14 protein-coding genes are annotated in these 11885 nt (G+C 38.1%); 5 read left to right on the top strand and 9 right to left on the bottom strand.

Annotation, left to right across the window (positions count from 1 at the left end; all coding sequences use genetic code 11):
- The first annotated feature begins 87 nt into the window (after positions 1 to 87).
- Complete coding sequence (locus DES38_RS02650) at positions 88 to 543, top strand: DUF6884 domain-containing protein (RefSeq protein WP_110250534.1); 456 nt, start codon at positions 88 to 90, stop codon at positions 541 to 543.
- On the opposite strand, the gene DES38_RS02645 is transcribed toward DES38_RS02650, so the two are convergent.
- Positions 535 to 813 carry a hypothetical protein gene (locus tag DES38_RS02645; protein WP_110250533.1) on the bottom strand — a complete coding sequence of 93 codons (279 nt, stop codon included), beginning with the start codon at positions 811 to 813 and terminating at the stop codon, positions 535 to 537. The genes DES38_RS02650 and DES38_RS02645 overlap by 9 nt on opposite strands.
- A gap of 77 nt (positions 814 to 890) precedes the next feature.
- On the opposite strand from DES38_RS02645, the gene DES38_RS02640 reads away from it, so the two are divergent.
- Positions 891 to 1868, top strand: a complete 978-nt coding sequence (locus DES38_RS02640; RefSeq protein ID WP_110250532.1) for a zinc-binding dehydrogenase — start codon at positions 891 to 893, stop codon at positions 1866 to 1868.
- A 54-nt stretch (positions 1869 to 1922) separates the two neighbouring features.
- Here the strand turns inward: DES38_RS02640 and nfsA are convergent, their stop codons facing one another.
- From nfsA to DES38_RS02605, 7 genes are all read right to left on the bottom strand, one after another.
- Complete coding sequence (nfsA, locus tag DES38_RS02635; protein WP_110250531.1) at positions 1923 to 2669, bottom strand: oxygen-insensitive NADPH nitroreductase; 747 nt, start codon at positions 2667 to 2669, stop codon at positions 1923 to 1925.
- Between the two features lie 12 nt (positions 2670 to 2681).
- Positions 2682 to 3413 carry a hypothetical protein gene (locus DES38_RS02630; protein ID WP_110250530.1) on the bottom strand — a complete coding sequence of 244 codons (732 nt, stop codon included), beginning with the start codon at positions 3411 to 3413 and terminating at the stop codon, positions 2682 to 2684.
- 48 nt (positions 3414 to 3461) lie between these two features.
- Positions 3462 to 4586: a S1C family serine protease gene (locus tag DES38_RS02625; protein ID WP_110250529.1), complete on the bottom strand. Its 1125-nt coding sequence runs from the start codon at positions 4584 to 4586 to the stop codon at positions 3462 to 3464.
- The gene (locus DES38_RS02620) at positions 4576 to 5742 is read right to left on the bottom strand and encodes an FxLYD domain-containing protein (protein ID WP_110250528.1); all 1167 of its coding nucleotides are present in this window, start codon (positions 5740 to 5742) and stop codon (positions 4576 to 4578) included. The genes DES38_RS02625 and DES38_RS02620 overlap by 11 nt, the downstream gene beginning before the upstream one ends.
- Positions 5743 to 5758: 16 nt before the next feature.
- Positions 5759 to 6280, bottom strand: coding sequence for a signal peptidase I (gene lepB, locus DES38_RS02615; RefSeq protein ID WP_110250527.1), 522 nt, complete (start codon positions 6278 to 6280; stop codon positions 5759 to 5761).
- Positions 6281 to 6437: 157 nt separating this feature from the next.
- Positions 6438 to 7583, bottom strand: a complete 1146-nt coding sequence (locus DES38_RS02610; RefSeq protein ID WP_110250526.1) for an aminotransferase class I/II-fold pyridoxal phosphate-dependent enzyme — start codon at positions 7581 to 7583, stop codon at positions 6438 to 6440.
- Positions 7584 to 7614: 31 nt separating this feature from the next.
- Entirely contained in the window at positions 7615 to 8064 is a 450-nt protein-coding gene (locus DES38_RS02605) for a YkyB family protein (protein ID WP_110250525.1), read from the bottom strand.
- Between the two features lie 234 nt (positions 8065 to 8298).
- On the opposite strand from DES38_RS02605, the gene cbpB reads away from it, so the two are divergent.
- The 3 genes from cbpB to DES38_RS02590 all read left to right on the top strand — a co-directional run bounded on the left by cbpB (position 8299) and on the right by DES38_RS02590 (position 10751).
- Positions 8299 to 8757 carry a cyclic-di-AMP-binding protein CbpB gene (gene cbpB / locus DES38_RS02600; protein ID WP_110250524.1) on the top strand — a complete coding sequence of 153 codons (459 nt, stop codon included), beginning with the start codon at positions 8299 to 8301 and terminating at the stop codon, positions 8755 to 8757.
- A 78-nt stretch (positions 8758 to 8835) separates the two neighbouring features.
- Positions 8836 to 9555: a 2,3,4,5-tetrahydropyridine-2,6-dicarboxylate N-acetyltransferase gene (gene dapD / locus DES38_RS02595; RefSeq protein WP_110250523.1), complete on the top strand. Its 720-nt coding sequence runs from the start codon at positions 8836 to 8838 to the stop codon at positions 9553 to 9555.
- A gap of 80 nt (positions 9556 to 9635) precedes the next feature.
- On the top strand, positions 9636 to 10751 hold the full coding sequence (locus DES38_RS02590) for an N-acetyldiaminopimelate deacetylase (RefSeq protein ID WP_110250522.1): 1116 nt from the start codon (positions 9636 to 9638) through the stop codon (positions 10749 to 10751).
- Between the two features lie 68 nt (positions 10752 to 10819).
- Here DES38_RS02590 and DES38_RS02585 read toward each other — a convergent pair whose 3' ends face one another.
- The gene (locus tag DES38_RS02585) at positions 10820 to 11650 is read right to left on the bottom strand and encodes a mechanosensitive ion channel family protein (protein ID WP_110250521.1); all 831 of its coding nucleotides are present in this window, start codon (positions 11648 to 11650) and stop codon (positions 10820 to 10822) included.
- Positions 11651 to 11885 lie beyond the last annotated feature (235 nt).

The following is an 11885-nucleotide window of genomic DNA, read 5'->3' as shown; positions in this document are numbered from 1 at the left end:
GTTTTAAATAGTGGGTAACAGGGACTGGCATCTTGAACGGATAAGTGAACTACTGCATAATGGAAGAAGGGAAGCGGAGGTGTAAAGATGCGTCAAATCGCAATTTTACCTTGTGGTAAACGGAAAATATGGGATGTTGAACCGCAGAGAGGACCGACAAAGGTTAATGAGGCGTACATTGGGACCTTGCACCGGTTAACGAAGGAATATGCGCAAGCTTATTGTGATGATTGGGTTATTCTGTCAGCGAAACACGGGTTTCGATCTAAAAATGAGATGATTGAACAAAATTATGATCTAACTTTTGGAATGGATCAAGATCAAATCATTTCAACTAAAGCTTTACGCAAACAAATAACTACTTTACAACTTGACCGTTATGACCGGGCAGTTATTTTAACAGGTCAAAAACATAAACGCGTGATTGAAGCGCTCGGCGGTATCACGGATAACGATGTGTATCCTTTACTAGGCACAAAAGGGATCGGAGAGATGCAGCAACGTTTAAGAAGTGCGATCAATGAGAAACAACCACTAGCTTAAGTGGGTTGCTTCCTTTAATTCACGAATAAATGACCGAGGATTTTGTCTGGTTAAAAACGTATAGACACCGCTGGGTAAGTAGAGGTGAAGGGTATAGGTATCTTTAGATAACCAGCGGAAATTCACATCACGAATTGAGTCAGAAGGAATAGTTTTTGTAGGTGCATATAGATAACCATCGCTAAACGTAAGTTGGTTGTCGACATGATCGATGTGTATCTGATTATTTTTGATTGATTTCTCTTTGTGATATATTGATAACTGTAGCATGTGAATCACCCCTTCATCTAATAGTATGAAGACAACTCAAATAATTAGCAAATACTTTGCTGAGAGGAGCGAGAAAATTGCGTGCAATTGTGGACGAAGGTAATCAAACAAAACTTATGGAGATGCCGAAACCAGCATTAAACTCAAAGGAGGTTCGTCTTAAAATGAAGGTCGCAGGGTTAAATCGCCGTGACCTGTACATAAAAGACCGACATGAATCAAATGCGCCACCTGTCATCTTAGGTTCTGACGGTGTCGGCGAGGTGGAAGCGATTGGTGCTGATGTGACGCGTTTTAAAATTGGTGATAAGTTAATAGTAAATCCCGGTCTTTATTGGAACGAAGCTACCATCGCTTCAGCACCTGATCTAGAAATCGTTGGATTTCCTCATCACGGAACTTTTGCTGAATATTATGTGCAAGATGAGGATTACTTAGAGCATAAACCCGCTTATTTATCCGATACCGAGGCAGCTGTGTTAAGCTTATCAGCGTTGACTGGTTATCGAGCCATTTTTACCAAGGGTCAATTAAAACCAGGAGAAACTGTTTTGATTCCAGGAGCTGGTGGCGGAGTAAGTAGTTACATGATTCAATTTGCAAAAGCACAAGGGGCGCGGGTTATTGTGACCTCACGTAAAGAAGCAAAACTAAGAAAGGCCAAAGAATTAGGTGCTGATAGGGGTATCTTGACTGAGAGTGAATGGGGTAGTGCGTTAGTGAATGAAACGATTGATCTAGTTATTGATAGCATTGGTGCGAAAACACTTACAAAATGCTTGGACGTGTTAAAACCTGGCGGACGATTAGTGACTTTTGGCGCAACGACAGAAGATAGCGTTTCTTTTAATGTACGCCAGTTTTTCTATAAACAACAAATGATTATTGGCTCGACCATGGGAAGTCGAGAAGAATTAAGAGCATTATTAACCTTCATCGAAAAACATCAACTGCGACCGGTTGTAGACACAGTGTATTCATTGGATCAATATGAAGAAGCATTTGCGCGACTCGAAGCATCAACGCAATTTGGTAAAATTGCAATAAAACTTTAATAACAATATAACCCCTGACATGAGTGTGTGTGTTTTACTTGTCAGGGGTTATTTTTAACGATTATTAAATTTTTTCTCTTTTACAAATGGAGTTAGCCGGTCATTACGCTTATTGTGCAAGTTTTGAATAACTTGTTGCGTCCAGCGGTCACTCCGCGTGTTGGTTGAACGTGACTGATAATAAGCTTCAGTTTCGCTGTCAAACTGTTGTAGGTAAGTGAATTGCTCTTCATCGCTGGGATAACTATTTTCAAAATAGACGGCGCGTTTAGGCAACTTCGGTTTGATTTCTTGGCGTTCATCGGGATGGCCAATCGCTAAACCGAATAACGGAATCACATGCTCAGGTAAGTCAAATAATTGATTAACAAGATCCATATCGCGTTTGATACTACCAATATAACAAATGCCAAGGCCTAATGATTCAGCAGCTAAAGCCATGTTCTGTGCGGCAATGGTGGCATCCACCGTGGCAATCATAAAGTATTCAGTTGATTGAACATTCGTAGCAATGACTTGTTTTTCTTCTCGAGAAGCGGTGACCATGTGACGGTGATAGTCGGCTAGAAATAAAACAAAATGGCCATTGTCTTTAATGTAAGGTTGATTTGAAATGGCAGCGAGCTGTTCTTTTTTCTTTGGATCTGTCACGCCAATCATTGAATAGGCCATTAAATAGCTAGAAGTCGATGCACTTCGAGCTGCATCGATGATCAAATCAAGTTGGTCTGCTTCAATCGGCATGTCTTTAAACTTTCTGATTGAACGGTGCTCAAGGATAGTTGTTAGTGTTTCATTCATTTTTTATTCCTCCTAGTCAATGGTCAGGTGGTAATGATGACTGTAATCTGCTAATGATTCGGCTGTTAATTCCAAGTGATGTGTTTGTACGAGATTTACTGGGATTGTCTCAATGACCAGTTCATCTTGGGCGTTGAATTGGAAATTTAATAAGCTTTGTTCGTATTGTTGCATGCTACTGACAATTGAATCTTCTTGGTTTGCGTTAAATGGTTTCTCTTCCCAGTCCTCAAAATTAAATGCAACGAGTCGATCCTTCATTAAATGACCATCATATTCAGTTATATCTTTTGAAAAACGAAAAACCAATGTGTCATCAAACGGTGTTTCAATTAATTGACTCAATTGTGTTTGATCTGCAATTAAATGTGATTGCTGTGTTTTTGTATCAATAATGAGATAGGAACAATTTGGCCCATCACAGGCAAACGATAACAGATAAAAGCGATCGGATTCTTCAAGAGTTAATGGCTCAAGCGTCATCGCTTCAATGGCTTGTCTACGATTTTTATGTTGTGCTAGGTAATGATTCAAAATAGGTAATTGTTTGATGGCGAGACGGATAACTTGCTCATTAACTTGAAATTCAATCATCTCAACCATTTCTTCATTTAATTGTTCTTCAACAAGTTCAACATCATCTGTTTGTGGCTCACTGGATGGTTCTTGCATAATGACAGGTGAATCGTTTTGACATCCCACTAGCAATAGCATAATTGTTAGTGTCATTAAGATATATTTCATCAATTGCATCACTCTTTTCGATGGATTCTGTCAGCATAAAATAATGGGTTAATCATCAATTTCATGATAATCAATGATCTTGAGTTGGTCATTCTCCAAAGCAATTCTGAACCGATAGGATACAACCATTAAGTCTTCTTCTTGTGTTTCCATTTCTAACGCTACGTCGTAAATAATATAATCATCGTGAATCTGACTCGCTTTCTTTTCGACTACGCGCAAGGATTTTAATGATAGATAATCATTTCTGAAATCAGAATAACTAATATTCTCTTGTAAGTTTGATCCCATTAAGGTATAGGCATTAATGTAATCATGAATCGCTAAATTATCCACAAAATATTGGACCAAGTAATAGCTATCTTCTTCATAATCGCTCATTGATGACTCAAAGGATTGGTAACGACTTGGTAGTGTTAAGTCTTCATAATTAGCAGTCATTGACCATTCGGTTAATTGATCAATCACATCGATTAGCGGTATGCTAAATCCGATATCACTGTCATTAATGCCTGCAGCATTAATCCCTATGACCATGCCAGACGCTCGATCAATGAGAGGACCGCCACTATTTCCATGGGTAATGTTTGAAGATATTTGATATACATTTTCATATAAATAGTCGCCGATATCAAAGGAGCGATTAACACCAGAAATAATGCCTACAGAGACAGAATTTTGTAAGCCAAGTGGCGAACCAACTGCAATGATGTCACTGCCAATATCAAAACGAGTCGTTGCGTCAAATTTAATAGGGCGTTGATTGATTAATTGAGGGACACGTATGACAGCAATATCATTTGTTTCACCAACACCAACAATGGCTGCGGGATATGTTTCAGTGTTTGATAACGTCACTTGAATAGAGGTGGCATCTTCAATCACATGTGCATTCGTTACGATGTCTCCCTTATTATTGTATAAAAAGCCAGAACCAACGCGACTAGAGTAAGGTGTTTCAACAGATATTTGCATGACGTTTTTCTGTAAGTCATGAATGATTTGTTTCAATGAACGTTCACTTGACTGTTCAGGCTGATGCGTAACAATAGGCGCCTCTACAGAGATAGACAGTTGTTGGTGGTGGCGATAATATCGGAAGTTCAAATAAGATCCAAGCAATAAAACCAAAAGGCTGATAAAAATGAGTCTTTTTTTGTATTTATGATGCATTATCATCACCCGCTTTATCGAGAAGCCAAGTAATCGAGGTTACTTCTATTTCGAGATTTTGATCTGTAAATGCATCAGAGAGATAAGTGAAATCAAATTGACCTTCATCATTAGGGAATAATTCTTCAGGGTAAACATAAATTTGATGTTCATCCAAACGCGCATCATTTTCATCAATCAGCTGATAATGAATACGGACGTTATAAATGGGTACGGTGGCAATGCTTTTAATCGTGCCTTCAATGTATAATTGACCATTTTCCTTTGTGTTTAAGGAAATGTTTATCAAATCTACAGCATCATTGGCGTTAATTTCTTGATCCTCATAATATTGACTAAATGCTTGCTCCATCCGTTCTTCCAATGATGCTTCGAAAATTTTCTGTTCCGTCTCAACGGTTTGTTTTAAACTTAATAAACGGTCATCTTCAGGTAAATAATTCAAACCGGTTTCAATTAATTGTTTGGCTTCATTAAATTGATGGTTCGTCATATGATTATTAATTAAGCTACTCATATGGACACTTAACTGTTCTTTGACCGTTTGTGTTAATTCTAAAGCTTTTGGTGAAGCGATGCCTTCTAATTCCCAAAGAATGGCTTGTAGGCCAGGTACAGATTGTGTCGATTCCAAACGTAATTCGATATCATCCAATCGTAAGTTGATAATTAAATCACTAATTGATAAACGTAATTGATCTGCGATCTCACCTTGGTAAGGTTCTAATTCAATTAAATAATTATCTAACTGTTGAATCGTTTCATGTGAATAAACGGATTCAGATTGAATTGACTGATAGGCACTACCTATTTCAGCAACGTCCTTTAAGACAGTAGCATCATCAAATTGTGGATGTATGTGTAAGGCGCGATCTAATTTTATTTCGCTTTCTGCATAATTTCCTAATAAAAGATCATCACTTGCAGCGTGGTAATAGTCAATAGCTGCTTCTTTATTGTGTGAGGCTGTTACCCAAATCACGAGAAACACTAAAGACATAATGGCTAAACTACCGAATGGAAGCCATAGACTTTTTTTGGTTAGTCCACTGGAAGTATTGCGCATGTCTAAATCAGCGGGGAGTTTCTCGCCACAGGTTACACAAAAAACTTCATCACTATGCACGTTGCTACCACAATTCGGACAGTATCCCATAGATGATTCCTCCTAACTAATAAATCACTTGCCAACTGCTAATCGGATATATTATCAATTCTGCTCGTCCAATGATTTCATCACGATGAATAAACCCTAAAGAATTTCGTGTATCGCGACTATTTCGCCGATTATCGCCCATGACATAGTAGTACGATTTAGGAATCATGGTTTCAACAATATCGTGTGTCCAAAAACTTTGTGCATCCGTGATAAAGGCTTGTTGATAGGGGACTTGATTTATATAGAGTTGTTGATCAATTACTTCAATGGTTTCTTGTGGTAAACCAATGATGCGTTTAATATATGTTCGATTTTCTTTTTCAATAACGACAACGTCACCACGTGTAGGTTCACTAAATAAATAACTGAGACGATTATACAAAATTGTTTGTTCATCATTTACAGTCGGCATCATACTTTTGCCATCTACAATCGCTGTTTTAAAAATATATTGTCGAACAAACAGCATTGTAATCACGAGAGTAATGAACAGAACGAAAAAAGAAAGCACTTTTTTATTCTTTTTTTCGGTCATATAATAAATCCTTTCCTATTATTAATAAATAGTCTAGCCCTATCTTATCATAATTTTTTAAGAATGAGTACGAAGGGGAGATAATTATTGACTGAAATGACTATTTCCCATAAAAATGCCCGTTACATGGTTAGTAACGGGCATTATAATCATATGATTATTTTGATAGATACATAGCTAAGCGGTCGAGGCCTTCAACGAGCGTATCCATGCTATAAGCATAGGATAACCTTAAATAGCCCTCACCTGCTTGACCGAAGCTCGACCCAGGAACAAAAGCGACTTTAGCTTGTTCAAGAATATCAAGGGCAAGATCAAAAGCATTGAGATGGTGTGGAATTTTAAACATGAAATAAAAAGCCCCATCGGGTTTAACGACGGTTAAGCCCATAGCAGTGAGGCGATGATAAACGTAGTCCCGCCGTTCTTTATAAGCTTCTTTCATCGCTACGGGTGTTGTTTTAGCCTCAGTAACAGCTGCGAGCGCTGCATATTGACTGATTGAAGAAGCACAAGAAACGCTGTATTGCAACACTTTTACACATTGGTTGATCAGTGCTTGACTGGCTACTAAAAATCCAATTCGCCAACCGGTCATCGCGTGAGACTTACTTAGCCCGTTAATAACTATGAGTTGATCTTTAATTGCCTTGATTCTTCCCATTGAGAAATGCTCAAAATCAAAGGTCAACGCACTGTAAATCTCATCGGTAATCAAATAAAGATTATGTTTTTTAACAAATGCTGCAATCATCTCACATTCCGTTTGTGTTAAGGAAACACCAGTCGGATTAGACGGATAGGGAAGAATCAAGCAACGTGTTTTCTCGGAAATTTGTCCCTCAAGCTGTTCTAAAGTTAGCTTAAACTGTGAGGCAGTGGTGTCAATTTCTTTTACTGTGGCACCTTGCATTTCAATTAGTGGTTGATAACCTGGATAGATGGGAGAAGGAACGATAACTTCGTCCCCTGGTGATAATATGGTTCGCAGGGCGATATCAAGTGCTTGTGAAGCACCAACAGTAATCAAAACCTCATCATAAGAAGTTTCAAGGAGGTAAGTTTCATTAAGATAATGACTTACGGCTTCTCTAAGTTCTTTTAGCCCGTGATTAGGCGTATAAGTTGTTAAATTTTGATCAATGGCTGCTTTCGCTTTCTCCTTTACTATTTCTGGGGTCGGGAAATCGGGTTGTCCGATAGTGAGTGAAAGTATATCATTGCGTTCTGCAACCAGATTAAAAAACTTACGGATGCCAGAAATTTCAATGGTTTTAACATGGTGATTTATCGGTAAGGCCATAGCAAAAATAGTCTCCTTCAGTATGAAAAAATTATTTCTTTTTATGATAATAAGAATAGTTCCATCTGCCAAGCAGAGATTGTGTGTAAGTTTTCGAATAACGTTGATTTTTATCTTTTTGCTGTGAAATATCAAGATACTTACAAATCATTCGCTTTGCCTGAGTAAGCGACATTTTCACATGAGGATTCCTAACATTTTGATCAAGTGCACCGAGGTGTTCAATTTGATTAAAATCTTCTTTTGACGGAGGGATATGAAAGTAGAAGTCACCAACTTTGACTAATACAGTCGAATGTTGTCGACTTAATTTTGGTTTTTCAGAAAACTGTAGTCCGATTTTTTTAGCTCTTTTCTCAGCAATCAACTTGTCAATTGCCTGTTTTTTTAACTGATAGAGTTCTTTTGGTTCAGGTGCAGTTTTAGCATGGCGGTTAATTATAAAAATGGCTTTTGCGAGTTCGTTACTTGTCGCTTCCAAATGCGGTCGCCCCCTCAATTTATCAATTTTAAATAGATGTAGTCTATTCTATATTTTATCATGAATAACGGTGGAATACACCCTAAAATTTTTCTGAAAACACACAATATTCACTTTCTGTCGGATAGTTAATTGAGAATGGTTATTCTTTTTCATTATTTTCAATTTATGCTAAACTAGAAGGTGGAGAAAGTTTTAAATAGTTGTTTAATAGTGATTGAAGGAGTGTTACAAATGGTCCCAATAAAACCATTACCTTTATTAAATTTAACAGCTGGGTCGATGATGATTTCATCTGAAAAAGTAGCGCATGTCCAATTAAATAATCCACTTGAACACGCGTTACTCATTTTAGTGAAGTCGGGTTATTCCGCCGTACCAGTGTTAGACATGCATTATAAATTTAAAGGTATTATTGGAAAGACGGTTATATTAAATAATGTATTAGGAATCGAACGCTTTGAGATGGAACGTTTATCAGATATTACTGTCAGTGAGGTTATGAATGTGGAGGTTCCTTCTGTTAAACAGTCGGATCATTTTCTCACCTGTTTAAAATCAGTCATTGACCATCCGTTTGTTTGTGTGGTAGATCAAGATGGTTATTTTGATGGTATTCTGACACGCCGTGCGATATTAAAAGAAATGAATAAGTACATTCATATCAATAAAGCATTGTTTAAGGATGAATGAACCAAGCAATAATACTTGTCAAAATCTTTAGTCATTTGATACAGTATAGAATATCAATGGAATTAGGGGGATGTATAAATGAACACAATGAACGCAGAAGAGATTATTAAATTTATTTCAGATAGTAAAAAATCGACACCTGTAAAAGTTTACATAAAAGGTGAAGCGGTAGATGCTATTCATTTTAGTGAAGGGGTTCAAACCTTTCTTGAAAAAAACACAGGTGTTATTTTCGGTGAATGGGACATCATAGCTAAAGATTTAGAAAGCAATAAAGCAGCAATTGAGGATTATGTTATTGAAAATGATCGTCGTAATTCAGCGATTCCAATGCTAGATTTGAAAAAAGTCAATGCTAGAATCGAACCTGGTGCCGTTATACGTGATCAAGTTGAGATTGGTGATGGCGCAGTAGTAATGATGGGTGCGATGATTAATATTGGTTCTGTTATTGGTGAAGGAACGATGATTGACATGAACGCAACCTTAGGTGGTCGAGCGACAGTCGGTAAGAATTGTCATGTGGGCGCGGGTGCTGTCTTAGCTGGTGTTATTGAGCCACCATCTGCACAACCTGTTATTGTAGAAGATAATGTTGTGATTGGGGCGAATGCCGTTGTGTTAGAAGGGGTAACGATTGGTAAAGGTGCAGTTGTCGCTGCAGGAGCAATTGTTACGAAAGATGTGCCGGAAAACACCGTTGTTGGTGGGACGCCAGCACGTGTACTTAAACAAATTGATGATCAAACGAAGGTAAAAACGGAGATTATGCAAGCTTTACGCAAACTTAATGATTAGATGAGAAAGACAGGGGGCGTCTAGTCTCCTGTCTTTTAGCTTATTATACATCATGGAAATTTAAGAGAGTGGGATAATTGATGGATTTGGTGAAAATAAGACGTGAACTACATAAAATACCAGAGTTAGGCTTTAAAGAAATTAAAACGCAAACACTCTTGTTGGAGGTTCTCGCTTCGTTTCATTCGGAACGCCTGGTGATTGAAAAGTGGCACACAGGTCTATTGGTGAAGATTAAAGGTCTTAGACCGGAAAAGACCATTGCTTATCGGGCGGATATTGATGGTTTGCCGATTGAAGAGAAAACAGGTTATGATTTTAAATCAGAACATCCAGGGAAAATGCATGCATGTGGCCATGATTTTCATATGACCATTGCACTGGGCGTGATTGAACAGTTAGTTAATCAGCCTGGACGTGATGATGTGCTTGTTATTTTTCAACCTGCGGAAGAAGGTCCGGGTGGAGCACTACCTTTAATGGAAGCAGAGAGCTTTAAAACGCATCAAGTTGATGAGATCTTTAGTTTGCATGTGGCTCCAGAATTACCGGTTGGCACAGTGGCAAGTCGCCCTGGCCTGTTGTTCGCTAATACAAGTGAATTGTTTATCGATTTCAAGGGCAAGGGCGGTCATGCGGCATACCCACATCTGACACATGACATGGCTGTTGCGAGCAGTTACTTTGTTACTGAATTACAACAAATTGTCGCCCGTAGAATTAATCCAATTGAAAGTGCTGTTGTAACAATTGGGAAAATGACTGCCGGTACAGTGCAGAATAGTATTGCTGAAACAGCGCGTTTAGAAGGAACAATTAGAACGAGTGCGGCAAGCAGTATCGCGCTCATCAAAGAAAATATTGAAGCATTTGCGGCTGGCTTTAGCGAAGCGCATCACTGTGAGATCTCAATAGATTATGGTTCTAACTATTACCAAGTATTTAATCACAAGTCCTACGTGGAGCGATTTGCAAAGTGGACAGAGCAACTAGGCATCATTTATAAAGAAGCCGATCCGGCAATGACAGGTGAAGATTTCGGGTACTTCTTAAAAGAGATTCCGGGATTCATGTTTTGGCTAGGCGTTGATTCACCTTTTGGTTTACATAATGGCCAGTTACAACCAGATGAGAACGCATTGCAAGTGGGCGTTGATGTAGTGACCCATACACTTCGGCAGTTAATGATAGACTAAACGTGTGATTTGAAGTTTTAAAACAGCAAGGACGCAAGCACTTTTCTGCTTGCGTCCTTGTCGATTTCTTATGCATTTTCCTCTTGTTTAATCGTTGTAACTTGTTGCGGAAATGGTATTTCAATACCGTTTTGATCAAATGCCTCTTTAATGGCTTTACGCATGTCGCGTTCTGCGCTCCATTGTTCCATGTTTTGAGTTTGTCCAATGACGCGAATAACAACATCTGAACTGCCAAGTTGCTGGACGCCTAAAACTTGAGGTGTTTCAATGAAACGCTCATCCTCACTGAAACGATTGCAGACATCTTGCAATACACGAATGGCATGATCGATGTTATCATCATAACTGATGCCAATATCGACCAGTGCACGCATCGTACCACGCGAATGATTACTGATTCCCTCTAATTGACGATTAGGAATAAAGTTAAGTGTTCCATCAAAACTTCTAATTTTTGTTGTGCGTAATCCAACCTCTTCAACAATGCCATCATAACCGGCTGCAGTGATATATTCACCAACTTCTAATTGCTTCTCAAGTAAAATGAAAAAACCAGTTACAATATCACTTACTAATCCTTGTGCGCCAAAACCAATCGCTAAACCGACAACACCAGCACTAGCGATGAGTGGTCCGATTTCCAAGTTGAAGACCCCAAATATCATTAGAATGAAAACAAAAATGAGAAGATAGGAGTAAATATTTAAAAGCAATTTTTCTAAGGTGAGCACACGTGCTTCTGAAACGTTTTGTTTTTCAGTAGAGGTGTGTAAGAGCTTAGAAATGAGTTTCTTACCTAAGGGATTTACGATTAAGAATGCGATAACTAATACTAAGAATTGAAGCCCAATCCCAAGAGCAATTTCTAGTATTTCACCAAAATCAAGTGACGACATATGTAGACTCCTTTCAAAATGTAATACAAGTAATACTATAACGTCTATTTAGTTAAAAGTTAACCATTTTGCCTGAAAATAGATCATTTAAGCGGCGATTGGTAACGCTAGTCGAAAATTGATGTGGTTAAAACGAAAGAATTTACATGAAAAAGATAAGAATATTCAAAAAATCAAATCAAAAGACTGGTAATTTATTTCGATACCCGATATATTAGTACGTGTATAAAAGAGA

The organism is Streptohalobacillus salinus, assembly GCF_003201605.1.
In the GTDB taxonomy this organism is placed as follows: Bacteria; Bacillota; Bacilli; order Bacillales; family Amphibacillaceae; genus Streptohalobacillus; species Streptohalobacillus salinus.
The sequence above is the reverse complement of the archived record's forward strand: the minus strand, read 5'-3'. Positions and strand labels throughout refer to the sequence as shown.

What these genes read in the sequence shown, in the direction of transcription:
- DES38_RS02650 (WP_110250534.1), top strand. Translation starts at nt 88, where the DNA reads ATGCGTCAAATCGCAATTTTACCTTGTGGTAAACGGAAAATATGGGAT.
- dapD (WP_110250523.1), top strand. Translation starts at nt 8,836, where the DNA reads ATGAACACAATGAACGCAGAAGAGATTATTAAATTTATTTCAGATAGT.
- DES38_RS02610 (WP_110250526.1), bottom strand. Translation starts at nt 7,583, where the DNA reads ATGGCCTTACCGATAAATCACCATGTTAAAACCATTGAAATTTCTGGC.
- lepB (WP_110250527.1), bottom strand. Translation starts at nt 6,280, where the DNA reads ATGACCGAAAAAAAGAATAAAAAAGTGCTTTCTTTTTTCGTTCTGTTC.
- nfsA (WP_110250531.1), bottom strand. Translation starts at nt 2,669, where the DNA reads ATGAATGAAACACTAACAACTATCCTTGAGCACCGTTCAATCAGAAAG.
- DES38_RS02620 (WP_110250528.1), bottom strand. Translation starts at nt 5,742, where the DNA reads ATGGGATACTGTCCGAATTGTGGTAGCAACGTGCATAGTGATGAAGTT.
- DES38_RS02590 (WP_110250522.1), top strand. Translation starts at nt 9,636, where the DNA reads ATGGATTTGGTGAAAATAAGACGTGAACTACATAAAATACCAGAGTTA.
- DES38_RS02645 (WP_110250533.1), bottom strand. Translation starts at nt 813, where the DNA reads ATGCTACAGTTATCAATATATCACAAAGAGAAATCAATCAAAAATAAT.
- DES38_RS02630 (WP_110250530.1), bottom strand. Translation starts at nt 3,413, where the DNA reads ATGAAATATATCTTAATGACACTAACAATTATGCTATTGCTAGTGGGA.
- cbpB (WP_110250524.1), top strand. Translation starts at nt 8,299, where the DNA reads ATGGTCCCAATAAAACCATTACCTTTATTAAATTTAACAGCTGGGTCG.
- DES38_RS02625 (WP_110250529.1), bottom strand. Translation starts at nt 4,586, where the DNA reads ATGCATCATAAATACAAAAAAAGACTCATTTTTATCAGCCTTTTGGTT.
- DES38_RS02585 (WP_110250521.1), bottom strand. Translation starts at nt 11,650, where the DNA reads ATGTCGTCACTTGATTTTGGTGAAATACTAGAAATTGCTCTTGGGATT.